This is a genomic window from Mesorhizobium sp. M2A.F.Ca.ET.043.02.1.1, from assembly GCF_003952405.1.
GTDB lineage: Bacteria > Pseudomonadota > Alphaproteobacteria > Rhizobiales > Rhizobiaceae > Mesorhizobium.
In genome coordinates this window covers 1,487,921-1,513,914 of record NZ_CP034445.1, presented here as the reverse complement: position 1 = coordinate 1,513,914, position 25,994 = coordinate 1,487,921, and the positions used below count along the sequence as shown (strand labels likewise).

Here is a 25,994-nt window from a genome sequence, read left to right as displayed (position 1 = left end):
GCCTCTCTGCAATTAATTCGATCGTAGGGAGTGAAGGCGAAGGAACGCCCAGTCACCTGCGTTGTCAAAATGTCGTGGTGATGCCACCGTCCACGGCGATTGTCTGGCCAGTGACGAAGGAAGCCGCGTCGCTGGCGAGAAAAACCACGATGCCGGCGATCTCCTCCGGCTTTCCCCAGCGGCCGAGTGCCGTGCGTGTCTTCAGCCAGCGCGCCCAATCCGGATCCTCGGCGAGGCCGGCATTCACCTCGGTCGCGAAGGTTCCGGGGGCGACGGCGTTCACGGTGATCCCGTGGCCGCCGAGTTCGACGGCGAGCGCCCGGGTCAGGCCGTCGATACCGGCCTTGGCCGCGGGATAGGCGACGTCTCCGGCCCGGCCGAGTTGCGCGATGACGGAGGAAACATTGATGATCCGGCCCGGCGCGCCGCGGCGGATCAAGGCACGGGCGACCGTTTGGCTCATCGCATAGGCGGAAACCAGGTGGCCGTCGAGCATGGCGCCGAATTCCTCCGGCGACATGGCGTCGAAGCCGCGGCGATCGCGACGGCCGACATTGTTGACGAGGATGTCGATGTCGCCCAGCCCGGCAAGCGCCTGCTGCGCGGCGTCGCGCCGAGTGACGTCGAACGGCGCGCCATGCGCATCCAGGCCCTGGTCCCGCATTCCGGCGATGGCTGCCTCGAGCGTGGCGGGCTCGCGCCCGTTCAGGATCACGCGGGCGCCGGCTTCGGCCAGGCCGCGCGCCATCTCGAGCCCGAGCCCACGCACCGATCCTGTCACCAGGGCGGTTCGGCCGGCAAGCGAGAAGCTCATGCTGCACGCCATCGAATACCTCGACTGAAACGACCGTTTCAGTTAGGTATTACAGCGGGCATGAAAGGAGCGCAAGATGGCCGGGCATGAAGCAGTGACTGCCGAACCCTCCCTCCGCCGGGCGGAACTGCTCGATGCCAGCTATGCCTATGTGCTCGACCATGGTCTCAATGGATTGTCGTTGCGCCCGCTGGCGGCCGCCATTGGCTCCAGTCCCCGTGTGCTGCTCTATCTGTTCGGCAGTAAGGAGAAGCTGCTGCGCGAACTGCTGGTCCGGGCGCGCACCGAACAGATCGCGCAACTGACTGTCGCGCTCGCGGCCGAGGGCCGAAGCCATGGCCTCGAAGAAACCGCCGGGCGATTGTGGGCATGGATGTCCGCGCCCGAGCAACGTCCGATGGTCAGGCTCACCTATGAGGCGTTCCTGCTTTCTTTCAGCCATAAGCCCGGTCCGTGGGCGGGATTCGCGGCGGAAGCGGCCCAGGACTGGCTGGACCTGCTGATCGACACCCAGACGCAGCTCCCGCGAGCCGAGGCCGAGGCGCGGGCTACCCGTATACTCGCAACGATACGCGGCCTGCTGATCGACCTTCTGGCCAATGGCGATAATGAAAGAATTGCCGCCGCCGTGCGCATGGGCTGGCTCTGAGTTGGACCGGACGCCGCGCGAAGGCGCCCCCTCCATTATTGCGTTGCATACCGACAGCTGTTCCGCTCGCGCAACCGGATGACATCGAAGCTGTTCAGGCCATAGACGCGATTACCGCCAGTCCGGCGACCGCTTCGGGATCGGCCAGCCTGACATTGACGGCCGCGCGCGTCCTTCCTCCATCGTCGGCACTTCAGACGCCGCCCGACAGGCTGGCCGACAGAAGCAGCAAGCCGACGATGAAAATGAAGGCGGCGCCGCCGATCTCGACGATGGAATGGATATGGTTGCCGATGCGGCCGTCGCCGGCGAAGTAGACGGCCCAGTTCTTCGCCAGCACGGCGATCGTCGCCAGTGCCGAGACGGTGATCGCGGTGCCGATCGACATCGCCAGCACCGACAGCAGCCCGCCCAGCCACAGTCCGTTGAGCAGCGCGAAGCTCAGCACGATCAGCGCGCCGGAGCAGGGGCGGATGCCCACGGCGGCCACCGCCGACCAGGCGGTCTTCCAGTCGAAGCGGTCGCCTGACAGCATCGCCGGATCCGGCGCATGCGAATGGCCGCAGGTCTCGCAGACTTCGCCCGGGCCATGGTCGTGATGCTGATGTTCATGACTGTGACTGTGCGCGGCATGGTCGTGATGATGGAGATCGTGCGCGCCGTGATCATGGCTATGTGTATGGTCATGATCATGATCGTCATGCACGTGGAGGGCATGGGAATGCGCGGCGTGCGCGTGCGCATGAGCATGGCCGGCATGGGAATGCGCGTGAGCGTGGGAATGCGCGTGAGCGTGCGCGCGGGAGTGCCCGCCATGCGAATGGCCGGCATGGGCGGCCGACAGGCTGTAGGCGGGCGCTCTGCCGAACAGGCGCAGCGCCGATGGACCGAGCTTGCGCCAAAGCAGCCAGGCGCCGAACAAGGTGACCAGCACGAAGCTGGAGATTTCGAGGAACCAGGCGGCGTCGGTCATCGAGATGGCGGTGCCGCGCAGCACGAAATAGGCAAGCACCATGACGACCACCGCCGTCAGGCCCTGCAGCAGCGCCGAAACGAAGGAAAGCAGGATGCCGCGCCTCAGCGCCACTTCGTTTGCGACCATGTAGGAAGAGATCACCGCCTTGCCGTGGCCGGGGCCGGCGGCATGGAAGATGCCATAGGCGAAGGACAGGCCGATCAGCAGCCAGAGCTTGCTGCCGTCCTGACGCATCGCCTTCATGGCCGCCGCCAGCGAGTGATAGAATTCCTGCTGCCTGAGATTGATCCACATCAGGATATGGGCGAACGGACCTGTGGTGGTCGGCGCCATGCCGTCATTGGTGCCGATGCCGAGCGAGCTTTGCGCATGCGCGGCGCCGGGCAGGTGGGCGATCACCAATGTGGCGGCCAGCAGGCCAAGCGCCAAGCGGATATCCGTGGGATGCCCCACGAATATCCGCTTGGATTCCCTTGTCTGCCGCAGGTTCCGATCGCAAAACCGTGCGACACTTTTGCGGAACCTGCTTGCGCGTAACGACGGTTTCATCACCAAATCATCCTTCCGGCGGGCAGTCCAATTCGAGCTTGGTGGCGAAGATCTTGCTCATGTCCGTGCCTGTCGGATCGTTGAAGAACGCGTCCGTCAGGGTCTTCTGGTTTTCCTTGATCGCCTCGTCCGGATCCGGACGGATGACCTTCTTGGTGCAGGTCGAGGGCAGGCCTTCGACGGTCATGTTGGCGTCGTCGGTGAAGTCGATCGCGGTGTAGAAGGTCGGATCGTAGACACCGATGTCGACCTTGCCGGCAAGCTTGATCGGCGTCTTCGGCTGCGACTCGAACAGGATGATCAACTGATCGTTGTCGAAATTCGCCATCAGATGCGGCGGCGGCACCATGGGCACGTCCTTGCCGTCCTGGGTGACGAGCTGGAAGTAGTTGAACTCGGCCAGCGAGGAATGGACGGTGTCGGCCACTTCCTTGAGCTCTTTGTCGTCAAGCTTCAGATCGGAGTTCTTGTCGAACTCCATCATCACTGTACTCGAAAACAGGTCGTCGAAGCGCCAAAGGTGGCGCAGCGCCGTCACACTTTGGTGATCCTGGCTGAGGATGACGTCGAGCCGGGCTTCGGCGAAGACATGCGGATGGACTTCAGCCTGCTCGACCGAGGCCAATATGGCCGCAAGGGCCGAAGCCAGCATGGTTGCTTGCCGTTTCAGATGCATTCCGTGCCGCGATTCCATTGACTTAGAGCGGTTCTGCGTTCCACGCTGACCCGCTCTAATAATTTGTTTTGCGCAATTCCGGACGGAAAACCGCTACGCACTTTTCCTGGAATTGCTCTCGGGAGCGAGCCCAGAGTTAGCAGAAAGGGGGCGAAATTGGGACGCTCGCTCAGGCGCCCGTGTCGCGCGTCCTGAACCAGTGCACCAGGAAGTCGACGAAGACCCTCACCTTGGCCGGCAAATAGCGGCGGTGCGGGTAGACGGCGAAGATGCCGGTGCCGGCCAGGATGCGATCGTCGAGCGCGGTGACCAGCTTGCCGGACGCGAGGTCGGGGGCGGCGATGAAATCGGGCAGCATGGCAAAGCCCAGGCCGGAGAGCGCGGCGGCTCTCGCCACGATCGGGCTGTTGACCTCGATAGGCCCGGAAACGGCGACGCTGATGGATTCCTCGCCTTCGCCCTTGAAGCGCCAGTTGGCCAGCGAGCGGCCGTTGGTGTCGACGATGCAGGGCAGGTTTGCGAGATCCTGCGGGCGCGTCGGCGCGCCATGCTTGGCGATCAGCTCCGGCGACGCGCACAGCCTGACCGAGAACGGCGCCAGCCGCCTGGCGATCAGCGAGGAGTTCTCCAGCCGCGAGATGCGCACGGCAAGGTCAAAGCCTTCCTCGACAAGGTCGACGAAGCGGTCGTCGAGATGGATGTCGAGCACGATGTCGGGATGCTGCCTGGCGAAGTCGACCAGCGACTGACCGATCGGCGCGTCGGCGAAGGTGCGGGCGGCCGACAGCTTGATCCTGCCGCGGACGTCGCCGGAAGACTGGCGCACCGCCTCGGCAAGGCTGTCAACCTCGCGCACGATCTCCGAGGCGCGCTGATAATAGGTGTGGCCGGCCTCGGTCAGCGAGAACTGGCGCGTGGTGCGGTTCAAGAGCAGCGCGCCGAGCTCGTCCTCCAGCTCGCGCACATATTTCGACAACAGCGCCTTGGAGCGGCCGATCTTGCGCGCCGCGGCCGAAAAGCCCTCCGCCTCGACCACGTCGATGAAGGCGCGCATGCGGGTCAATGTATCCATGGTCAGACCTTTCGTGCCGCGTCGAGAATCTTGCGGCCGAGCCGTATCAGGGCAACGTCGCTGCCGGAAGGCCCAAGCAGCGACAGGCCGAAGGGCGCGCCGTCGACGGAGCCGATCGGCAAGGTGATCTGCGGAAAGCCCGAAAGACCCGAAAGGCATAAGAGATGCAGCGCCCTTTCGCGGTAGGCCTGGAACTGTTCCGGGGTGCTGGCGGCGAGCGGCGCCGCGCCGGGAACGGTGGGCAGGACGAGAAAGCCGTCATTGCCAAGCAGGGCGCCGAGCTCGGCCCGGAAAGCCAGCCGCCGCGCCGCTTCGGCGGCGGCAGTTTTGGCATCTATGGTGCGGCCGAAGGCAAAACGCTCCTCGACGCCCGGGCTGAGGCGACCGCCGGCCGAGATCCACGGGCCATGCTCGCGCCAGGCCTCGAAGGCCTGCAGGCGGCGAAAGCACCAGTAAAGCTCGTCGGGGAATGAAGCGAAGGCGTATTCGGTTTCCACGGGCTGGCCTATGACAGCGGCGGCCAGCGCCTTCATGCGCGCATATTGCGCGGCCTCCGCCGGACCCATGACGAAGGCGTCCAGCCAGCGGATCGAGAGCGGGCGGTTGAGCGGGTGCTGATGCAGGTCGCGGCCGAGCAGCAGCTTGCCGACCGTCTCATAGGTCTCGATGTCGTCGGCGAACCAGCCGAACGTGTCGAAGCTCGATGCCAGCTTCATCGCCCCGTCGAGCGAAATGCGGCCATGGGTGGTGCGTAGCCCGATCAGGCCGCAGAAGCTCGCCGGCGCGCGGATCGAGCCGCCGGTGTCGGAGCCGGTGGCGATGTTCGCCAGCCCGCCGGCAACCGCGGCCGCCGAGCCGGAAGAGGAGCCGCCGGTGACGCGATCGGGCGCGGCGGGATTGACCGGGTATGGGAAATGCGCGTTCTGGCCGAACAGCGAGAAGGCCAGCTCGTCGGTCTGGGTCTTGCCGACGAATCGCGCGCCGGCGTCGAGGATGGCCTGCACCGCTTGCGCCGTGCGCGAGGCGGCATGCGCCTCCTCGTATTTTTGCGGGTTGCCGCAGCCGGTGCGGTAGCCGGCGACGTCATAGATGTCCTTGACGGCCAGGCGCAGGCCGGCGAGCGGGCCCAATTCCGCATCCTCCACAGGCATTTGGCGCAGATTGAGGAAGGCGTTCAGCGGTCCTTGAGTTCCTGGCATCGTTCGATTTCCGGATACAGTCGGACCAACATTGTTCGATGCCAGAAATTTTACAACCTGGGCTTACGATTTTTATTGATTGTGAAACCCTTCGCTCCTATATCGCGCTTGCCCAAAGTCGCACGTGCCTGTGGGTGTCCGCCGATCCTCGAATGGTGAGGGCAATCGGTAAGGTAACTGGAGCCAACCCCTCCAGTCGGTCAGTGGCCAACCACAAGACCGAGGACACCTTGAAGCAACGACGGTGCGGGCCTTTCTGGTTCTCTTCCGGTTGTCCAAAGACCGGGGTTACTAAAGAGGCACACCTTCATTGCCGGCAGTGCGGACGGGGCTCTCCCATCCAAGCCAAGGCAGACAAAGCGAACCGAGGCCGGGCAAGGCCAAGGTTCATCGCCGCGAGACGGCATTTCATGGTTCCGGGGTCTCCACCGGCTGGTTCCATGGATTTGACGTCCCGCCTTTGTTTGACCGCGAGTTCGCGAGGCTGAGCGCCCGCGTTCCGCAGCCTTTGTGCGCGCCGAAAGGCGTTATGGAGAGACCCCGATGGCCACCCAGCGCATCCTTGACTTCCTCGCCACCCGACGTCCGAACGGTCCCTGCCTCGTCGTCGACCTCGATGTCGTGCGCGACAATTTCCGCGCCTTCGAGAAGGCGCTGCCCGATTCCAAGATCTATTATGCGGTGAAAGCAAACCCGGCGCCGGAGATACTGCGCCTCCTTGCTGCGATGGGCTCGTCCTTCGACACCGCATCGGTTGCCGAGGTCGAGATGGCGATGGATGCCGGCGCGCCGGCCGATCGCATTTCCTTCGGCAACACCATCAAGAAGGAGCGTGACATCGCACGCGCCTACCAGCTCGGCATTCGCCTCTACGCCGTGGACTGCGTGGAGGAGGTGGAGAAGATCGCCCGCGTCGCCCCCGGCTCGCGCGTGTTCTGTCGCGTGCTGACCGACGGCGAGGGCGCCGAGTGGCCGCTGTCGCGCAAGTTCGGCTGCGTGCCCGCGATGGCCGTCGACGTGCTGCGCCATGCCAAGGGCCTCGGCCTCGACGCCTATGGCGTGTCGTTCCATGTCGGCTCGCAGCAGACCGACCTGTCGGCCTGGGACCGCGCGCTGGGCGACGCCAAGAAGGTGTTCGCGACGCTCGCCGAGGAAGGCATCGTGCTCAAGATGGTCAATATGGGCGGCGGCTTCCCGACCCGTTACTTGAAGGACGTACCAGTGGCCCAGGCCTACGGCCAGGCGATCTTCTCGGCGCTGCGCAAGCATTTCGGCAATGCGCTGCCCGAGACGATCATCGAGCCGGGCCGCGGCATGGTCGGCAATGCCGGCGTCATCAAGTCGGAAGTCGTGCTGATCTCCAAGAAGGCCGACAATGACAATGTGCGCTGGGTGTTCCTCGACATCGGCAAGTTCGGCGGTCTCGCCGAGACGATGGACGAGGCGATCCGCTATCCGCTGGTCACCCGCCATGACGGCTCGGAGACCGCGCCTTGCGTGCTCGCCGGCCCGACCTGCGATTCGGCCGACGTGATGTATGAGAAGACGCCTTATCCGCTGCCCTTGTCGCTGACCATCGGCGACGAGGTGCTGATCGAAGGCACCGGGGCCTACACGACCACCTACTCGGCGGTCGCCTTCAACGGCTTCGAGCCTCTCCGATCCTACGTGATCTGAGCCGTTCGCAAGAACCGCTCAGATCGACCGGCGCGGGCGCCTGTCGCCCGCCCAGGCTCGCTTGTGGAACAGATCTCCGCTCGTGAAGGATCGCGGATATGGAATACCTGATCAAATCGGCCATCGCGGCCACCGAAATTGCCCCCTCGTCCGGACCGTCGGATGAGCTTTTCTCCGCGGGGGAGAAGAGCCCGATTGCGGAAGTGCTTCGTGGCGCATTTTCTTACGGCGAACCGGTTTCCACTTCGCCTGAAAATGCGCTGGCGCCCTCCCTTGCCCTGCGGGCACAGGCTGGCTCGCGCGGCGCGCCGGACGAGGGGGCCGTCGAGGCGCCTGCCTTCGTCATCGTCGGCGAAAGCGCGGCCGACACCACGGCGCGCGAAGCGCTGCTCGACCGCGCCATGGGGCCGAAGCGCAAGAAGAAGTCGTCCGAAAAGCTGCGGCGCGGCCGCCGGCCCTCGGAGGGACTGGCCTTCGTCGCCCGCGATGCGTCGGGCGTGGTCGTCGGCACGGTGCGGCTTTGGGATGTGAGGCTGGGCGAGGGCGGTCCGGCAGCGCTTCTGCTTGGCCCGCTGGCGGTCGAGCCTGGCTTGAAGAGCGGCGGCATCGGCTCGGCGCTGATGCGGCATGCGATCGCCGAGGCCGCGCGGCTCGGCCATGGCGCGATCCTGCTCGTCGGCGATGCGCCCTATTACGGACGGTTCGGCTTCTCGGCCGACCGCACCGGAACGCTTGCCATGCCTGGCCCCTACGAGCGGCACCGGCTTCTGGCATTGGAGCTGAAGGACGGCACGCTGGATGGCGTCAAGGGCACGATCAAGGCCGCCGGCCGCAAGATCAAGGGGCAGGCGCCGGGCTTTGTCGCCTGACGCCTACTATTCGACAGAAACAAGGCCGCCCGATGGGCGGCCTTGTTTCTTGCGAACGATCAGCCGAGCAGCTGGCTGAGCGCCATGGCGACCGTCATGTCGCCTTCGACCTTTAGCTTGCCGGCCATGAAGGCCATGGTAGGGTTGAGGTCGCCGGCGATCAGCGAATCCAGATCGTCGAGCGACAGCTTCACGGTGCAGTCGGTCGGCGCATCGGTGGTCGAGACGGTCGCACCGTCGATGACGATGACGCCGTCGCCGCCGGTGTCGAACTTGACCGAATGCTCGAAGCCCGCGCTTGCCACGCGCGACCTGATCTTGTCGGCAATCTCCTGAACGCCCATGGCTGTTCTCCTCGTTGGTTGCGTTGACGCGCACCGGCGCTTGGCCGCTGGGCGAGGTAGATGCGCCGCGCCTGCGCGGTCGCCTGTCACCGCGCATATAGCTTCGAGTTGACGTAAACGTCAACGCGGTCACCATGCGTCATGTCGCAACAGGGGTAAGCGCGGCTAGGCATCCGTGCCGGGCGATCAATGCTCCGGCGCGGCCTTGAACGCCTTGGTCATTGCCGCCGCGGTTTCCCCGGCGCCCCTGCGACGGCGCAGCGCGTTGTCCCGGATATCGTCCTTGGAGAGGAAGTTGACCTGGTCGATCAGCACGTCGTGCACCAGCTCGACGCCAATGCGGGTGTTGATGGTATCGCGGATCGACTTGCGGAAGGCGTCGAGATCGATCGATTCCTTCTTCGTGAAATCGATCTGCGGATTGGAATAGAGATAGGAATAGACTTGGTCGGTCATCAACGCCTGCGCCGGCACCGACAGCTTCTTCATCTGCTCCGGCTCGATCGTGTAGACGAGCTTGGTGAGGAAATAGCCGTCGATCGTGCCATCGCGCAGCAGCGGCACCGAGATCATGTCGGTCTTGACGTAGTCGAGGCCGCCCAGCATCGGCTTCGGCGGTTCGGCCGCGCCGCGTTGGCTGGCCGCCTGGAAGGAATAGAAGACCGCGCCCAGCGTCACGGCGCAAATCCACAGCGCGGCGGCGACAAACTTTATCACCGGGTCTTTCCTTGCGCCCAGATCATCTCCATCAGGCTCGGGCCATGCCGAACTCGGCGGCCGAATAGGTGCCGTCCGTATCGGCGCGCTGGATGGCGTTCCTCAGAAGCGTGGCGACCTCGTTGACGGCGTTGAGATGGGCAAGGATCGCCGCTTCGTTCTTGGCCAGCTTCTGGCGCAGCCGCAAAAGGCCCTCGCGATGCTGCTCGAGGAACTCGATCTCGTTGGCGCCCTTGAGCGCCCGGTTGAGCTCGTAAAGATACCGGCTCTTGCGCGCGTTCGAGGCCTTGAGGTCATAGGCCGTTCCACTGCGGATGCCGGCTGTCTCCTCGTCCACGACTTCCTCGATGCGGCCGATGATGGCGGCGAGGTTGCCGGGTCGTGCGGCGGCAGGCGCGTCCGATGCATTGGCGCGAGCGGGAAGGTTGTAAAGGTCCGTCTGGTCGGCCATGTAGGTCCCTAGATATTGATGTCCATTTTTATGGTTGTGTCGTCGCCGGTCATCGACCGTGCGGCCTTGCGCTCAAGCTCCTCGACCATCGAGGTCGAAAGCCTGGTTTGCTGGTCTATCTCGGTTTTCTGCGGTCCGCCGGCAACGGGGCCGACCGGCACCTTGCGCTTGCCATCCAGATAATGGTCGGCAAGCATGGATCGGGCGATGCCGATGCCCCCATGCGCGGCCATGACATCGGCTACCTTCTCGGCGAGCTGCGACTTCCACATGTCGCCGGCCAGGCCCTTGCCGTAAACGCCCTCCGCGTCCTTGGGCATCATGTTCTGGATGAAGGTCGTCAGCACCATCGCCTCGAAGCGCTGGAACTTCTTCGCGGGATTGGCGGCTTCCACCTTGTCGGCAGTGGCGCGCGAGAGCACGGAGCCGGCATCGACCGTGGCGGACTGATCGACAGAGAACGGTGCCGAAGTGCCATTCGCCCTTCTTGCGAGCGCCGCGCGCGCGGCTTCGACATCGGCCGGCTCCGCTGCGCGGGCAACGTCCATGACGATGTCGCTGGGTGGGGAAATGGCCAAGAAAGTCCGCCCTTTGCCGGTTTTGTTATCCGCAACATGACTGAACAAGCTTGTGGCAGGCTTGCGGGAAAAAGGGCGACGGAATGCCGATGTTGGATCGGTTGTCTGCTCGCGCTTCGAGTGGCATTCCCCACGCGATGTTCTGCTGATGTCGCCTTTGGGGCCGCAAGCCGACGGTCTGTTTACAAGACGAATTCGAGGTTTTGATCGGTAGCTCGGCGCATCTCGTCCAAAATAGTCGCCTAGCTCTGTGTGGTCGTGCCGAAGATGACGGCGGCTATTCTCGGCTCAGACTCAATTTGAGAATCGAAACACCCTACCCATTTCGTTAGGCATCATGAAAATCTCCTCCGCCTGGGAGAAGCCGGCGTCCGTGCCCATGCCGAGCCATGTGCCGACCGTCTCCGGGAAATCGGCAAGTCGCATGTGCCTTTCCATCGAAGCGAATTCCTCATCTGAAACTGCCGACCATTCGTCGCGCAGCAAAGAAAATCGTGCCAGCCAGGATAAGCGCTCCTCTCCTTCGAACAGCGCCGGCTCCCAAATTATAAACATGCCCTTCCCGCCCAGAGCGCGGTGGGCGTCGTGCATCAGCTGTGCCTTGCCCGTGGCAGGCAGGTGATGCAGCGACATCCCAATCCAGATTACATCGACAGGCTCAGACCACTTCGCCATGGCCTGGGCGAAATCATTGCACTGCAACTCGACCGGACATGGCATACCGTCGAGCTCTCGTGCCGCCAGTCGCAGAGATGCCTCAGACAAGTCGATGCCGACGTAATTTCCGATCGCCATCGTCTTCAGCATTGCGGCGGAGGCGCTGGCATCTCCACAGGCAATGTCGAGAAACCGGAATGACGCCGGCGCATGCTCGACAAGCAGATCGCGAAGGACGCCGTAGACCTCGCGATGGAACATGAGATTCGCGCCAACGATCTTGCGATAGGTTTGCAGTTCCTTGTTGAACATGTCCTGGGAGCCGACAGCGTCGTCGCCTGCCCTGACTAACGTTGTTTCGTTCGAGGAACCTGCCATGACGTCCTCCAAATAGATTCGGCTATGAGCGTGATCAGAGATTGGAATTCTGGCGCTGCGTCCCCAGTGCATGCAGATGCAGCGCCCGAAAAACCGCCGTGTGGCCTGGCGTGGCGACACCCAACTCAATTCCCAGTTGATGCATGCGCCCGGAAAGCCACGCGACCTCGATGGGTCTCCCACGTTCGAGGTCATTTGCCATCGAGGATTTCACATGCGGAGGAAACGCGGACCACCTGGTCTCGACGCGGCCCGGGAACCCGTCGGCCATTGGGTGGCCGGCCGCTGCGGCTACCGCCATCCCCTCATCCCTCAACTGTTCAATGAAGATGCGTGCTTCCGGATCGGCCAGGATCGGGCCGATGCCAGAGCGCATCAGCGATGTTCCTCCCGAGAAAGCGGCAAGCGTTACAAATTTCTCCCAAAGCACTTCGTCGATGTCTGCGACTGGCTTCAGCTCAAGCCCGATGGCACGATCACACAGCTCCCGCAGTTCCTCGATGACAGGATCATGTTGGCCGCCGACCAAGATGTGCGGCAGCCCGCCCGAATGAATGACCTCGCCGGGCTTGTTGATGAAACCGGAAAGGTATGTGGCGCCACCGATCACGCGCTCGACCTGCACGTGACGACAAAGAATTTCGACGCTATCGATGCCGTTTTGCAGCGTAACGACGCGCGTGTTATCGGCTATGAGCGGAGCGATCGACGCAGCGGCATCCTCGCTGTCGTAGAGCTTCACTGCAAAGATCACCAAATCGACGGGACCGATATGAACCGCCGCTTCGCTCGCGGTCACAGGCGCAAGAACAAAGCTGCCGAGGTCGCTCTGGATTTTCAGACCAGTCTGGAGCATTGCCGCGAGGTGCGCTCCGCGAGCAATGAAGCTCACGTCGCCCCCTGCCTGGGCCAGCCTGGCGCCAATATATCCGCCGATGCCGCCCGCTCCCATCATTGCGATCCGCATGCCGTCCCTCGACGTCAGCTGTCGCCATCAACCCGCCAAGCGTTGCGGACCAATTGGTGAGCCGAACGAATATTAGCAGCTTCTTCAGTGACGAACCAGTTCACAGGTCATTATTCCAGGCCTGCGCGTCGTAGGCCTTCGATATATCTGGCACGGTCCTGTGATCGTATCAGTGGGTGGTATTTTTCGACCCAATCGATGCTGAGATTCGGCTGTAGCCGTTTGCATTCGACGAGTCCTTGACGTGCGATTTCCAGATCACCGGCCAGTCCTGCGGCTGCTGTGAGTGTGCGCCAAGCGGTTCCAAAGTTTGGTCTCATCAGTACAGCCCGACGTTCAGCTCTTACCGCTTCGGCGTAACGGCCGGCGACCAGATGGCAAAGACCCTCCACCGAAAGATTCGCTGCTTGGGTTTGATCAAGGGGACTCAGTCGTCGTGCGATTTCGAGCTGGCGGAGGCCATCTTCAGCAAGCCCCGCATAGCCGTAGGCTACCCCCAAGATTATGTGGACGAATGCAAAGTTCGGGTTACGCTGCAGTGCCTCGTTCAGTTCCTCCACCGCCGGCCCAAATCGTCTCGAAAACGCTGATATGTAACCTGCCGCGAAATGGGCCCATGCGTCGTCGGGATCGAGGTCTATCGCACCTTGGGCAAGCGCGAGGGCACTTGATATGCCTTGCTCAAACTCCAAATTGCCGGAAATTACACGGGTGGCGAAGGCCCACGCGAGCAGGCTGCGGGCGCGAGCGTAGTGGGGATCAAGCTCAATAGCTCGCTTCAGGAGGTTGATGCCAGTGTCCTCGTCTTGAATAACCCATGTCCAGATATAAGGCATTGCTCGCACGACGCAGCCCCACGCATCGAGACTCTCAGGCGCCTTACTTTGAAGGCGAAGGCGTTCAGCTGCGTAAATCTGCGGCTCTATCGCTGCGACAACGCTGTGAGTGATCTCATCCTGCACTGCGAAAATATCAGAGGCGGGGCGGTCGTAGCGCTCTGCCCAGATGTGATTGCCGCTGGCCGCGTCAATAAGCTGGCCAGTTACCCGCAGTCGCTCACCCGCCTTGCGAACGCTGCCTTCCAGTACATAGCGAACACCAAGCTCGCGCGTGACCTGACGGATATCTGGCGCCTTGCCTTTGTACGCGAAGGACGAATTGCGCGCGATAACGAAGAAGCCCCGCAGCTTGGATAAGGCGGTAATGATGTCCTCCGCGATCCCGTCGCCAAAGTATTCCTGTTCGGGGTCGCCGCTCATGTTCTGGAAGGGCAGGACGGCGATCGACGGCTTGTCGGGCGGCGCCAGTCTTCCGCCGGACAGATCGGGCACTGTCGACACGCTTGCGATGTGACGGTCGAAGGCCACGCGATAGACTCGCACCGGCCGTGCAATGTTTTTGAGTTCTTTGTCGCCGAGATCCTCGAATTCTTCCTTCAGCTTGTCGCGCACCTGCTCATATGCCGCACCTGACAGGTAAATCTCACTTGGTTCCGCAATGCTTTCCAGGCGAGCAGCAATGTTAACACCGTCGCCCATTAGGTCACCGTCGCTCTCCTCGACTATGTCGCCGATATGGATGCCGATCCGGAACTCGATACGTCGATCAGGCGGCACTCCGGCATTTCGTTCAAGCATGGCATTCTGCACTTCGATAGCGCATCGGACGGCATCGACCACGCTACGGAACTCGACAAGGGCTCCGTCACCGGTGCGTTTCACCACGCGTCCGATGTGTACCGCGATGGTAGGATCAACCAGATCGCTGCGGAGCGCCCGCAGGCGCGCGAGAGTCCGATCTTCGTCCACGCCAGCCAGTCGGCTGTATCCCACGACATCGGCGGCCAGGATTGCCGCAAGCTTGCGGGTCTCGCTCATTTGCCCCTCCTTCCCTATCCGACATAGCACAGACTCAGGAGGGCCGCTGCATTTAGATCCGTTCCGCCTGGGGCCGCTTCGGGTCTGAACTGCGACACAAACGGCGATGTGTCCTTCCAGGAGGGCAAGGCCGGGCTGCCTGAGTGACAAGTATGCCGATCGTCTATACGTAACGGCGGCTCTCTGGCTAAACGCGACCTCTAGCGAGGTCGCCGGTTATTGGCGCCGGCACTGCACGCTCGCATTGGAGGTAGGACTAGACTACGCTCGCCAGTCGGAGCGATCTATGGGAGAGCCGGGACACAAGCATGGAGCGACGCCTTGCCGCAATCCTTGCAGCCGACGTCGTCGGCTACAGCCGTCTCATGGGAGCCGACGAGGCTGGCACGCTTGCGCATCTGAAGAGGCTTCGCGCCGAAGTTATCGAGCCCAAGATCAAAGAGTCGCGCGGACGGATCGTCGGTTCGGCTGGTGACAGCCTTCTTGTCGAATTCGCCAGCGCGGTCCACGCGGTGCAGTGTGCGGTCGAAGCCCAGGAGGGATTGGCCGCTCACAATGCAAGTTTGCCCGAAGACAAGCGCATGACTTTCCGCATGGGTGTGAATTTGGGCGACGTGATCGCGCAGGACGATACGATCTACGGTGATGGCGTGAACATCGCCGCGCGGCTCGAGAAGCTTGCAGAACCTGGCGGCATCTGCGTCGCGCGCAACGTCTACGAGCAGGTCAAAGGCAAACTAGACTACAGCTACACCGATCTCGGTAGCCATCAGGTCCACAACATCGTGGAAGCGGTGCGCGCCTATCGGGTCAGTCGAGCGAAACCCACTTCGGTATTCTCCACAAAGGATATGCTGGCGCTTCCCGAAAAACCGTCCATCGCGGTCTTGCCATTCGACAACATGAGTGGCGACCCCGAGCAGGGCTACTTCGCTGACGGCATGGTCGAGGAGATCATCACCGCGCTTTCCCGCACGCGCTGGCTGTTCGTCATCGCGCGCAACTCGAGCTTTACCTACAAGGGCCGGGCCGTGGACATCAAGCAGGTCGGACGCGAGCTTGGTGTGCGCTACGTGCTTGAAGGGAGCGTCCGCAAGGCGGCGAGCAGGGTTCGCATCACCGGTCAGCTTATCGACGCGACAACGGGAGCACATCTATGGGCCGACCGTTTCGACGGCGGGCTGGAGGATGTTTTTGATCTGCAGGAGGAAGTGACCCGGAGCGTCGTCGGAGCGATCGCTCCGAAGCTGGAACAGGCAGAGATCGAGCGGGCCAAGCGCAAGCCGACCGAACACCTTGACGCTTACGACTACTATCTGCGCGGGATAGCAAGCCTCCACCAATTGACCAGGGAATCCACCGCAAACGCCCTTCAGTTGTTTTACAAGGCCATCGAACTCGACCCTGAATTCGCCTCGGCATACGGCATGGCCGCGTTCTGTGCTGTCATGCGCAAGGCGAACGACTGGATGGCCGACCGTGAGCAGGAAACCGTCGAAACAGAACGCCTGGCTCTGAAGGCAGTGGATTTGGGCAGGGATGACGCGGTTGCGCTCTCACTCGGCGGGACCGCACTCGCCTTCGTCGTGGGCGACAACAATAGCGGGGCAGCGTTCATTGATCGCGCGCTTGCGCTCAACCCGAACCTGGCTACTGCGTGGCTATTCAGCGGCTGGGTCAGAGTCGACCTCGGCGATACGGAAACCGCCGTCCAGCACCTCGCGACTGCGATACGCATGAGCCCGGTCGACCCGCTCATGTTCGACATGCAGAATGCGCTTGCAGTGGCTTATCTCTTCGCTGGTCGATATGAGGAGGCATCATCCTGGGCCGAAAGGTCGTTACAGGAAAAGCCGGACTTTTTGGGTTCATTGCGCTATGCGGCTGCAAGCTATGCTCATGCTGGCCGAGCCGATGAAGCACAAAAGGTGGTGAGCCGAATTCTCGCCCTCAATCCCGGCCAACGAATTTCCAATCTGGCTGATGTCATGCCGACCTGCCGTCCGGCCGATTTGGCTCTGCTTGTAGAAGGCTTGCGAAAGGCGGGCCTGCCGGAATAGCGCTGTCGGGCTGGCGCATGACAGCGAGTGGGGAACGCACCGGGATCGCGAAAGACAGCCCCGTGGGTTGCGTTGGCCCGGCACAAGTCGCCGCAGGACGCCGTACAAAGCGATCCGCGTCATGTGAGGGGTGAGAGGTCCTGATCCCAACTCGTCGCCTGTGCCGGCGATTGGGGCGCCACCTGCTCGAAATCGAGCCAGTCGGCGATCCTTAGGACGTAGGCAACGGCTGCTTCGCAAGACAACGGCTGATCGTCCGTTTTCGTCGCTACCACCACCTCCTAGTCGCTCGGCAACGTCCACTTTGAGGAAGCTGCGAAGCCGACCTCTATGGCCGAGATAGGCGCAAAGCGGTCGTGGTATCGCCCGTAAATCACCTTCGGGTTGTTACCGAGCTACTCCTCGGCCCGCTTCTGCGTGATGAGATCGAGCCGCTCGCGGTCGGAGCATTCGCGTTCGTCGCGGCGGCGCACGTCCTTGTAGGCGCGCTCGACCATGTTGGTGCGCGCCGTCGCGGTGGCGATCAGCGCGGCTTCGTGCTTGGCATCTTCCAGGTTCTGTTTCTGGCGGCCGAGCGCGTCGGTGATGCGCTTGTGGTAGAGCGCGGGAAAGAGGCCTGCCAACGATCTGTCGGTGTCGAAATGCTCGATCAGTTCCTTGGCCTCCGCTTCTGCCTTGACGGCGGCGGCGAGGAAGCCGGCATGGCGGGTCTCGTGCAGCGCCTTCAGTTGCTCCTGCACCTTGACCAATTTCTTCAGACGATCCTTGCGCGTGGTCATGGCTATCTCGCCAGCGTGAGGTCGACGAAGCCGTCGACGAAGAGCGACAGCAGCGTGCCGACGGCGAAATAGAAGATGATCATGCCGCCGGCGATGACGAAGGGCAGCGAGATGAAATAGACCGGGATCTGCGGCGTCAGCTTGTTGACGAAGCCGATCGTCAGGTTAACCAGGATGGCATAGGCGACGAAGGGGCTGCCGAGCCGGATGACCAGGAAGAAGGCATCCGACACGGTGTCGGTGACATCGACCAGCGCCGCCTGCGGATTGAAGAACACGTTGACCGGCGCGACCTGATAAGAGGCGACCAGCGCCTTGACGATCTCGTGGTCGAAGTCGAAGACGAAGAGCAGAAGCAGGGCCGAGAACGAGATGATGGCGGCAAGGGCTGCCTGCGGCTCCGGCTCCTCGATCGCCGGCCCGCCCGAGCCGCCATAGCCGATCAGCGTGGCGATGGCCGAGCCCATGAAACGCAGCGCTTCCATATAGAGCCTTGTCATGGCGCCGATCAGCCCGCCGACCAGCAGCTCGGAGACGATCATCGGCGCCAGGATCTGCGGGCGCGGATCGACGAATGGATAGATGCGATCCCACAGGAAAGCGAGCAGGCCGCCGGTCGCGGCCACTGAAACGAACAACCGGATCTGCAGCGGTACGCGCGCGCTGGACAGGCCGGGCATCAGCATGAAGCAGGCGCCGATGCGGCAGAAGGCGAGGAAGGCGGCGATGACGACGCCTTGCGAGAGCGCGTTCACGAGATCGTTCCGAGCACCTTGATCTCGACGCCCTTGGCGATCTCGACATGGCTGAGAACGGGAAGCGTCGTGAACAGCCGCTCGATGATCATGCGCACATAGGGACGCGCGTCGGGCGCGGTGACGAGCACGAAGCGCTCGCCGGCCTCGAGATGCTTGCGGATCGCCTTGCTCGCGTCCTGGCCGAACTCCTCGAGCTGGCGCGGATCGATGTCGAACTCGCGCACCTCGCCCTTGGCGTCACGCTTGAGGCTTTGATGGAAGGCGAGGTCCCAGCGGTTGCCGAGGCGCAGCACCTTGAGCGTGCCGCCTTCGGAGAGGTCGCCGCAGATCTGCTGCGCCATGCGGATGCGCACATGCTCGACGATCTGCTCGGTGCGGCGCACATGCGGCGCGATCTCGGCGATCGCCTCGATGATCAGGTGCAGGTTGCGGATCGAGACGCGCTCGGCGAGCAGCAGCTTCAGCACCGCCTGCAGGCCGGGGTAGGAGATGTGCGAGGTGCAGATCTCGTCGGCGAGCTTGCGGTATTCGGGGTCGAGCCGCTCCAGCAGCGCCTTCATGTCCTTGTAGGAGAGAAGCTGCGGCAGGTTGTTGCGGATCACCTCGGAGAGATGCGTGAGCAGCACCGACATGTTGTCGGCGAAGGTGAAGTTCTCGCGCTTCAGATCCTCGGCGAAGGTTTCGAGCACCGAATAGGCGCGCATGCCGAAGGCCGGCTCGCGGATCTCCTCGCCGGGGATGTCCGGCACGCCGCGCGTGCCGAGCAGCACCATGATTTCGCCGACGCGCATCTGGTATTCGGCGACCACCGTGCCGTGCACCTTGATCTGGTAGCTCTTCGGCGGAATGGCGAAGTCGTCGGCGACGCGCACTTCCGGCACGACGAAGCCATATTGCTGGGCGAATTTCTTGCGCATCTTCGACATGCGGAAGACCAGTTCCTGGTGCGCCACCATCAGCCTGGTCGAAAGCTGCTTGCCGATCAGCAGCTCGATCTCGGCGGTGGCCAGCGAGGCCTTGACCGAGTTTTTCTCTTCCTCGACCTTGTTCGCCTTCTCCTGCGTCTTCAAGGCTTCGGCGGCGGCAAGCGCGCGGTTGTGGCGCAACGGGATGATATAGCCCAGGCCGGCCATGCCGCCGGCGAGCGCGAAGAAGGGGAACAGCGGCAGGCCGGGCATCAGGCCGAGGATGACCAGCAGCGAGGCCGCGACATAGAGGGCGCGCGGATGCGCGCCGAGCTGGCCGAACACCGCCTGGTTGGCCGAGCCGCGCGTGCCGCCCTTTGAGACGAGCATGCCGGCGGCGAGCGAGACGATGAGGGCCGGGATCTGGGTGACGAGGCCGTCGCCGACCGACAGCTTGATGAAGACATCGGCGGCCTGGCCGAGGCCCATGCCGTGGCGCAGATAGCCGATGGCGATGCCGCCGACGATGTTGATGGCGGTGATGATCAGGCCGGCGATGGCGTCGCCGCGCACGAATTTCGAGGCGCCGTCCATCGAGCCGAAGAAGGAGGATTCTTCCTCCAGCTCGCGGCGGCGCAGCTGCGCCGTCTTCTCGTCGATCATGCCGGCGGAGAGATCGGCGTCGATCGACATCTGCTTGCCGGGGATGGCGTCGAGGGTGAAGCGCGCGCCGACCTCGGCGATACGGGTGGCGCCCTTGGTGATGACGATGAAGTTCACCACGATCAGGATCATGAAGACGATGAGGCCGATGACGAAGTCGCTCGACATCACCAGCTTGGAGAAGCCGGAAATGACATAGCCCGCGGCATGCGTGCCCTCATTGCCGTGCGACAGGATCATGCGCGTGGTGGCGATGTTGAGCGATAGCCTGAGCATCGTGGCAATCAGCAGCACGGTCGGGAAGGACGAGAAGTCAAGCGGGCGCTGGATCCACAGCGCCACCATCAGGATCAGAACGGACAGCGCGATCGAGAAAGCGAGGCCGATATCGATGAGGAAAGCCGGGATCGGCAGGAACAGCACGGCCAGGATGACGACGATGCCCAGCGCGAAGAAGACGTCGCGGCCGTTCTTCGCCACCACGCCGGACGGGAGTGTTTCGCTGATCGCCATGTCGTCCCCAAATCAAGACCCGCCACGCACAGGTCAGGCCCTTGACCGTAACCCTCCAAGCTTGCGCGAAGGTGGGACAGCGGCTACGGGACCTTGCCACGGTCTTGCGAAAGGATGGCAAATGCTTCTGATCACCGGCACGGTTCGACTGCCGGCCGAAAGGTTCGAACAGGCAAAGCCGGCGATGCAGCGAATGATCCTGGCGAGCCGCGCCGAGCCGGGCTGCCTCCACTATTCCTATGCGCAGGATGTGCTGGATGCCGGGCTCATCCATGTTTCGGAAGCCTGGAGCGACCGCGCCGCGCTCGAAGCGCATTTCAAATCGGCGCATATCGCCGAGTGGCGCGCGAGCTGGGCTGAGCTCGGCATCGGCGACCGCAAGCTTACGCTTTTCGAGACGGATGGCGGCGCGCCGACTTGAGAGCCTCGGCTTTCTGGCTAAGGTCGCGTAGGAGGGCAGTCAGGCGGTTACCTACACTCAGGGCCAGACCTGGTTCGAAGCGCCGGGCGCGATCCACGCCTTCGCCGAGAACGCCGGCGCGGCCGAGCCGGCCGAGCTGCTGGCGATCTTGGTCGCGGAGGACAACGGCGGCCCGCTGACCATCCCGGCAGCTGATTAAATCTATTGCCTTTGTCGCGGCGGAAGCCTTCTTAACGCTAATTCGCGCAACGCCAAATTGGCGCCACATGCGGTCGGCATTGCGATTGCCACGCAAAGCCGCCGCGCGTATCAGGCACGGCAGTCTTTTCTTTCGCATACCGGCGAGCCGTTCCGTTGCCTGCCAGAAACGACCCACAAGTCTTCGCCCGCCGGCTTCGCGCGGTGCTGATCAGCTCGATCCCCGTGCTCGAGGCGCGCGGCATCGTCATCGTGCTGATGGCCGGCATGGTCGGCGCCATCGCGGGCGCGCTGGTCACCGGCATGAGCGCGCTGGTGCAAGGCATGCACTATCTGCTGTTCGACGTGCAGCCGGGCGGCCGGCTTTCGGCGATGTTCTCGCTCGCCGATCCGGTGCAGGCGATGTTCCCGGCGATCGGCGGCCTGCTGCTCGGGCTTTCCGTCATTTGGCTCAGAAAGCGCAAGTTCCGCACGCCGGTCGACCCGATCGAGGCGAACGCGCTCTATGGCGGGCGCATGTCGCTCACCGACACGTTCATCATCGTGGCGCAGACGATGATTTCCTCCGGCTTCGGCGCCTCGGTTGGATTGGAAGCCGGCTACACGCAGATCGGCTCCGGTATCGCTTCCAGGCTTGCCCGCGCCTTCCGGCTGCGCCGCAACGATGTGCGCATCCTGGTCGGCTGCGGCGCGGCCGGCGCCATCGCCGCCGCTTTCGATGCGCCGCTGACCGGCGCCTTCTACGGTTTCGAGCTGGTCATCGGCATCTACTCGGTCGCCAATGTGGCGCCGGTGATGACGGCGGCGATCTCGGCGTCGCTGACGGCGGAAATGTTCGGCGGCGTGCCGTTTCCGCTGGAATTGTCGGGCCTGCCGAATTTGACCGCCAGCGAATATGTGCCGTTCCTGCTGCTGGGCCTGCTTGGCGGCGCCGCCTCGATCGCCATCATGCATCTGGTCAGCATCGTCGAGCGCGTCTTCGTGCGGTTGGCGATCGACGCGTCGGTCAGGCCGTTCATCGGCGGCATCTTCGTCGGTCTGCTCGGGCTGGTCACGCCGCAGGTGCTTTCGAGCGGCCATGGCGCGTTGCACCGCGAGTTCGCCATGAACTACGCGCTGCCGGTCGTGGCGAGCGTCTTCGTGATGAAGCTGGCGGCCTCCGCCATCTCGCTCGGCTCGGGCTTCCGCGGCGGCCTGTTCTTCGCCTCGCTGTTCCTGGGCGCGCTGCTCGGCAAGGTCTTCGCGGGCGTCATGGCGATGACCGCGCCGTCCGCGGGCATCGACCCGGCGGTCGCCGCCGTCGTCGGCATGACCTCGCTTGCGGTCGGCGTCGTCGGCGGCCCGCTGACCATGACGTTCCTGGCGCTGGAATCGACCCGCGACCTGACGCTTACCGGCGTCGTGCTGGCGGCCTCGATCATGTCGGCGATCCTGGTGCGCGAGACCTTCGGCTACTCCTTCTCGACCTGGCGCTTCCATCTGCGCGGCGAGACGATCCGCAGCGCTCATGACGTCGGCTGGATGCGCAGCCTCACCGTCGGCTCCATGATGCGCAAGGACGTCCGCACCATTCCCGCCTCGACGACGCTCTCGGAATTCCGCAAGGAGGTCCCGCTCGGCTCCGCCCAGCGCGTCATTGCCGTCGAGCATGCCGACCAATATGTCGGCATGCTGCTGGTGCCGGAACTGCACAGCGATCGTTCCGACGGCGATACGCCGGTGAGCGCGCTGGCCCAGTTCAAGGACGCCGTGCTGGTGCCCTCGATGAATGTCCAGACCGCGGCCGAGACGTTCCAGCGCACCGGCGCCGAAGAACTGGCGGTGGTGGAGGATTTTGATGAGCGCATCGTCCTTGGCCTGCTCACCGAAAGCCATCTGATGCGCCGCTATGCCGAGGAGCTCGACAAGGCGCGGCGCGATCTGTCGGGCGAAGGTTGACCCGATCGACAGCCCGGCCAATAAGAGGCCGTTTGGAAATCCACTCCGCCGGCCATCTGATGGCGTTTTCTGCGCTTCCGGTGCTCACGGACCCGAATGTCCGCTCCGCTCCGGTTCTCGAAACCACCACCATATGACTCGCCGAAGCGAATTTCGAAACGGTCTCTAAGACGTCACTCCTGGAAGCCATCCCATGCAAGTCAAGCGCAACGGCGACATCTCGTTCTGGTATGCGGATCTGGGCGGCATCCCCGCGCCGTGTCCGCCTTTGCCAGGCGACATCGAGGCGGATGTCGCGATCGTCGGCGCGGGCTATACCGGGCTTTGGACGGCCTACTATCTGAAGAAGGCGAAGCCATCGCTGCGCATCGTGCTCGTCGAACGGGAGTTCGCCGGCTTCGGCGCCTCGGGGCGCAATGGCGGCTGGCTGTCGGGCGGTTTCGGCTGGTCGCGCGAGAAATATCTGAAGACCTCGACACGCCCGGGCGTCACCGCCATGCAGCAGGCGATGGCCGGCTGCGTCGACGAGGTCATCCGGGTGGCGACGGAAGAGGGCATCGATGCCGATATCCGCCGCGTCGACAATCTGACGGTCGCCACCAATCCGGCGCAGCTGGAGCGCGTGCGCGAGGAATGCGAGACGACCCGCTCCTGGGATGCCGATCCCGAACGGATCGAGCTGCTTGACGCCGAGGCGACACGGGCGCGCATCAACATCCGCAATGTCATGGGTGGCTTCGTCATCCGCGGCCAGGCGCGCGTGCAGCCGGCCAAGCTGGTGCGCGGGCTCGCGGCGGCGGTCGAGCGTCTCGGCGTTTCCATCTATGAGAAGACAACGGTCACCGCCATTGCCAAGGGCATCGTGGCCACGGACCGCGGCACGGTGCGGGCCGAAACCATCATCCGCGCCACCGAAGGGTTCACGGCCGGCATCCCAGGGGAAGAACGGACCTGGCTGGCGCTCAACAGCGCGCAGATCGTCACCGAGCCGCTGCCGGAAGAGCTCTGGCACAAGATCGGTTGGCAGGGGCACGAGCTGCTCGGCAATGCCGCGCATGCCTATTGCTATGCCCAGCGCACACGCGAAGGACGTATCACCATGGGCGGGCGCGGCGTGCCTTATCGCTACGGCTCGCGCACCGACATCAACGGCCAGACACAGCAGGCAACGATTGACCAGCTGCACACGATCTTGACCACGCTGTTGCCGCAGACCGCGGGGTGCCGCATCGATCACGCCTGGTGCGGCGTGCTCGGCGTGCCGCGTGACTGGTGCACGACGGTGGGGCTCGACCCGGCGACGCGCATCGGCTGGGCCGGCGGCTATGTCGGGCTCGGCGTGTCGAGCTCAAACCTCTCCGGGCGCACGCTGACCGATCTGGTGCTTGGCCAGGATACCGAACTCACGCGGCTGCCCTGGGTCAACCGCAAGGTGCGGCCCTGGGAGCCGGAGCCGTTCCGCTGGCTGGGCGTGCATTCGATGTATCAGCTCTACCGCATCGCCGACCAGCGCGAGGCGGCGGGGCTCGGCCACACGTCAAGGCTGGCCGCCCTCGCCGACAGCATCACAGGCCATTGATCGGCCAGAAGATCAGTGATCGATCGGCCCCTTAGGCGAGACAAGCGCTGTGCCAGCGGTGGTCGGGCGCTCGATCATGCGGCGTACGCGCGGCGGGTTCTCGCCGCTGTGCAGCGCGCGGATGCGTTCGCCGACCACAGCGTCGGCATGGGTGGCGCGGCGGTTGTGGCGGATGTACTCGACCCAGGTCGGCGTGTGGTAGTGCTCGATCCAGACCGACGGATCTTCGAGATCCCGCGCGAGCGTCCAGTTGCGGGCGCCGTCGCGGCGGCGGATGCGGCCGCGCTCTGCCATGGTCGCTAGGAATTCCGGCACGTCGTCCTCGCGGATGATGTACTCGATCATGACGGCGATCGGGCCGCTGCGCGGCTTGAGATCGAGCGACAGCGTCGGCTCCTTGAAGCGGTTGAGCGGATCGAGGTTGAGAACCGTCTGCTTCGGCAACGGCAGGACGAAGCCGATGGCACCGCCGGCAAGCATGGCGATCGCCGCCGCGATCAGCGCGGTCTCCGCCCCATGCGCGTCGGCGACGACGCCCCAGATCCAGCTGCCCAGCGCGATGCCGCCGAAGGTCGCCGTCTGGTAGATCGACAGCACGCGGCCGACCACCCAGCGCGGCGTCGACATCTGCACGGTGACGTTGAAATGCGAGAGCGCGATCACCCAGCAGGCGCCGCCGATGAGCAGGCCCGCTGATGTCTGCCAGCCATTGTGGCTGATGGCGGCGTTGAGGGCGCAAAGCGCGAAGCCGGCAAAGGCCATGCGCACCATCACCTCGCTCGACAGCAATTGCCTGAGCCGCACGCTGATCAGCGCGCCGCCGACCGCGCCGATGCCGAAGGCGCCGAGCATGATGCCGTAGGTCAGCGCGTCACCCTTGACGACGTCGCGCGCCACCAGCGGAAGAAGCGCGAGCACCGCGCCGGCGCTGAAGCCGAAGGCAGAGCCGCGGACCAGCACCTTGGCGATGTTGGGCGACATGGCGACATAGCGCAGGCCCGCTCCCATCGCCGCGCCCAGCGACTCGCGCGGCAGGGTCTGCTCGGGCAGCGCCGGCTTCCAGCGGGCGAGCACGACGATCAGGCCGATATAGCTGATGGCGTTGGCGGCGAAGGCGGCCGCGGCACCCGCGGCGGCGACGATGACGCCACCGATGGCCGGGCCGACGCTGCGGGTGATGTTGAAGCCCAGCGAATTGAGTGCGACCGCCGCCGGCACCTTGGCGCGCGGCACCATGTCGCCGACCGAGGCCTGCCATGACGGGCTGTTCAGCGCCGTGCCGCTGTCGATCAGGAAGGTGAAGGCCAGCAGCGTCCACGGCGTCATCCAGCCTTGCCAGGTGAACAAGGTGAGCAGCGCCGAGACGACCAGCATGAAGGTCTGCGCCACCAGCATCACCTTGCGGCGGTTGAAGCTGTCGGCAATGGCGCCGGCGACCAGCGCGAACAGCATGATCGGCAAGGTGGTCGAGGCCTGGACCAGCGCCACCTGGTAGGACGAGGTGGCAATCGTGGTCATCATCCAGGCGGCGCCCACGCCCTGGATCAGGCCGCCGAAATTCGACACCAGGCTGGCCGCCCAGACGGCTCGGAAGATGCCGTGCCGGAACGGCGCCAGCGCGGAGACGCGTTCGCTTTCCGGCTCGTCGTCGATCATGGTTGGGCCTTCGTCCGCTATCGAGGCTCGCCGCGCCCGAAGAGGCCGGCGACTCGCCAAAGAGTGAGACCCAA

Annotated in this window: 23 protein-coding genes; 7 read left to right on the top strand and 16 right to left on the bottom strand. The window is 63.9% G+C overall.

What is annotated here, in order from left to right; genetic code table 11:
• Positions 1-64: 64 nt before the first annotated feature.
• Positions 65-814, bottom strand: a complete 750-nt coding sequence (locus EJ068_RS07165) for an SDR family oxidoreductase (RefSeq protein ID WP_210211606.1) — start codon at positions 812-814, stop codon at positions 65-67.
• A gap of 76 nt (positions 815-890) precedes the next feature.
• Here EJ068_RS07165 and EJ068_RS07160 point away from each other — a divergent pair, with 76 nt between their 5' ends.
• Positions 891-1,463 carry a TetR family transcriptional regulator gene (locus EJ068_RS07160; RefSeq protein ID WP_126081491.1) on the top strand — a complete coding sequence of 191 codons (573 nt, stop codon included), beginning with the start codon at positions 891-893 and terminating at the stop codon, positions 1,461-1,463.
• A 193-nt stretch (positions 1,464-1,656) separates the two neighbouring features.
• Here the strand turns inward: EJ068_RS07160 and EJ068_RS07155 are convergent, their stop codons facing one another.
• The 4 genes from EJ068_RS07155 to EJ068_RS07140 all read right to left on the bottom strand — a co-directional run bounded on the left by EJ068_RS07155 (position 1,657) and on the right by EJ068_RS07140 (position 5,935).
• Positions 1,657-2,892, bottom strand: coding sequence for a nickel/cobalt transporter (locus EJ068_RS07155; protein ID WP_245463362.1), 1,236 nt, complete (start codon positions 2,890-2,892; stop codon positions 1,657-1,659).
• A gap of 103 nt (positions 2,893-2,995) precedes the next feature.
• The gene (locus tag EJ068_RS07150) at positions 2,996-3,664 is read right to left on the bottom strand and encodes a DUF1007 family protein (RefSeq protein WP_126081493.1); all 669 of its coding nucleotides are present in this window, start codon (positions 3,662-3,664) and stop codon (positions 2,996-2,998) included.
• A gap of 169 nt (positions 3,665-3,833) precedes the next feature.
• Positions 3,834-4,736, bottom strand: a complete 903-nt coding sequence (locus tag EJ068_RS07145; protein WP_042640557.1) for a LysR family transcriptional regulator — start codon at positions 4,734-4,736, stop codon at positions 3,834-3,836.
• A 2-nt stretch (positions 4,737-4,738) separates the two neighbouring features.
• Positions 4,739-5,935, bottom strand: a complete 1,197-nt coding sequence (locus tag EJ068_RS07140; RefSeq protein ID WP_126081494.1) for an amidase — start codon at positions 5,933-5,935, stop codon at positions 4,739-4,741.
• A gap of 543 nt (positions 5,936-6,478) precedes the next feature.
• Here EJ068_RS07140 and odc2 point away from each other — a divergent pair.
• Both odc2 and EJ068_RS07130 read left to right on the top strand, forming a co-directional pair.
• Complete coding sequence (odc2, locus tag EJ068_RS07135) at positions 6,479-7,612, top strand: ornithine/lysine decarboxylase (protein ID WP_126081495.1); 1,134 nt, start codon at positions 6,479-6,481, stop codon at positions 7,610-7,612.
• 344 nt (positions 7,613-7,956) lie between these two features.
• Positions 7,957-8,481: an N-acetyltransferase gene (locus EJ068_RS07130; RefSeq protein ID WP_245463442.1), complete on the top strand. Its 525-nt coding sequence runs from the start codon at positions 7,957-7,959 to the stop codon at positions 8,479-8,481.
• Between the two features lie 59 nt (positions 8,482-8,540).
• Here the strand turns inward: EJ068_RS07130 and EJ068_RS07125 are convergent, their stop codons facing one another.
• The 7 genes from EJ068_RS07125 to EJ068_RS07095 all read right to left on the bottom strand — a co-directional run bounded on the left by EJ068_RS07125 (position 8,541) and on the right by EJ068_RS07095 (position 14,450).
• Entirely contained in the window at positions 8,541-8,825 is a 285-nt protein-coding gene (locus EJ068_RS07125; RefSeq protein ID WP_126081496.1) for an SCP2 sterol-binding domain-containing protein, read from the bottom strand.
• Positions 8,826-9,011: 186 nt separating this feature from the next.
• The gene (locus EJ068_RS07120; protein ID WP_126081497.1) at positions 9,012-9,542 is read right to left on the bottom strand and encodes a hypothetical protein; all 531 of its coding nucleotides are present in this window, start codon (positions 9,540-9,542) and stop codon (positions 9,012-9,014) included.
• Positions 9,543-9,573: 31 nt separating this feature from the next.
• A complete protein-coding gene (locus tag EJ068_RS07115) occupies positions 9,574-9,993 on the bottom strand; it encodes a hypothetical protein (protein ID WP_126081498.1) in 420 nt (139 codons plus the stop codon).
• 8 nt (positions 9,994-10,001) lie between these two features.
• Positions 10,002-10,571, bottom strand: a complete 570-nt coding sequence (locus EJ068_RS07110; protein ID WP_245463361.1) for a rod-binding protein — start codon at positions 10,569-10,571, stop codon at positions 10,002-10,004.
• A 294-nt stretch (positions 10,572-10,865) separates the two neighbouring features.
• Positions 10,866-11,606 (bottom strand): class I SAM-dependent methyltransferase, encoded by a 741-nt coding sequence (locus tag EJ068_RS07105; protein WP_189342585.1) that lies wholly within the window; start codon positions 11,604-11,606, stop codon positions 10,866-10,868.
• 34 nt (positions 11,607-11,640) lie between these two features.
• A complete protein-coding gene (locus EJ068_RS07100; RefSeq protein WP_245463156.1) occupies positions 11,641-12,573 on the bottom strand; it encodes a 2-dehydropantoate 2-reductase in 933 nt (310 codons plus the stop codon).
• 110 nt (positions 12,574-12,683) lie between these two features.
• Positions 12,684-14,450: an adenylate/guanylate cyclase domain-containing protein gene (locus tag EJ068_RS07095; protein WP_126081500.1), complete on the bottom strand. Its 1,767-nt coding sequence runs from the start codon at positions 14,448-14,450 to the stop codon at positions 12,684-12,686.
• A gap of 308 nt (positions 14,451-14,758) precedes the next feature.
• On the opposite strand from EJ068_RS07095, the gene EJ068_RS07090 reads away from it, so the two are divergent.
• Positions 14,759-16,510, top strand: a complete 1,752-nt coding sequence (locus tag EJ068_RS07090; RefSeq protein WP_127250731.1) for an adenylate/guanylate cyclase domain-containing protein — start codon at positions 14,759-14,761, stop codon at positions 16,508-16,510.
• A 395-nt stretch (positions 16,511-16,905) separates the two neighbouring features.
• Here EJ068_RS07090 and EJ068_RS07085 read toward each other — a convergent pair whose 3' ends face one another.
• Genes EJ068_RS07085 through flhA form a run of 3 tightly spaced genes read right to left on the bottom strand, consistent with a single transcriptional unit; the run spans position 16,906 to position 20,128 of the window.
• Positions 16,906-17,289, bottom strand: a complete 384-nt coding sequence (locus EJ068_RS07085; protein WP_129554502.1) for a hypothetical protein — start codon at positions 17,287-17,289, stop codon at positions 16,906-16,908.
• A gap of 2 nt (positions 17,290-17,291) precedes the next feature.
• Entirely contained in the window at positions 17,292-18,044 is a 753-nt protein-coding gene (gene fliR, locus EJ068_RS07080) for a flagellar biosynthetic protein FliR (protein ID WP_095817132.1), read from the bottom strand.
• Entirely contained in the window at positions 18,041-20,128 is a 2,088-nt protein-coding gene (gene flhA / locus EJ068_RS07075; RefSeq protein ID WP_127250729.1) for a flagellar biosynthesis protein FlhA, read from the bottom strand. The genes fliR and flhA overlap by 4 nt, the downstream gene beginning before the upstream one ends.
• A gap of 121 nt (positions 20,129-20,249) precedes the next feature.
• Here flhA and EJ068_RS07070 point away from each other — a divergent pair, with 121 nt between their 5' ends.
• The 3 genes from EJ068_RS07070 (at position 20,250) to EJ068_RS07060 (ending at position 24,264) form a co-directional block, all read left to right on the top strand.
• Complete coding sequence (locus EJ068_RS07070; protein ID WP_127250728.1) at positions 20,250-20,549, top strand: putative quinol monooxygenase; 300 nt, start codon at positions 20,250-20,252, stop codon at positions 20,547-20,549.
• A 354-nt stretch (positions 20,550-20,903) separates the two neighbouring features.
• Positions 20,904-22,685 carry a chloride channel protein gene (locus tag EJ068_RS07065; RefSeq protein WP_127250727.1) on the top strand — a complete coding sequence of 594 codons (1,782 nt, stop codon included), beginning with the start codon at positions 20,904-20,906 and terminating at the stop codon, positions 22,683-22,685.
• Between the two features lie 193 nt (positions 22,686-22,878).
• Positions 22,879-24,264 carry an FAD-binding oxidoreductase gene (locus EJ068_RS07060; RefSeq protein ID WP_127250726.1) on the top strand — a complete coding sequence of 462 codons (1,386 nt, stop codon included), beginning with the start codon at positions 22,879-22,881 and terminating at the stop codon, positions 24,262-24,264.
• Positions 24,265-24,276: 12 nt separating this feature from the next.
• Here the strand turns inward: EJ068_RS07060 and EJ068_RS07055 are convergent, their stop codons facing one another.
• Entirely contained in the window at positions 24,277-25,920 is a 1,644-nt protein-coding gene (locus tag EJ068_RS07055; RefSeq protein WP_129554501.1) for an MFS transporter, read from the bottom strand.
• Positions 25,921-25,994: the final 74 nt, after the last annotated feature.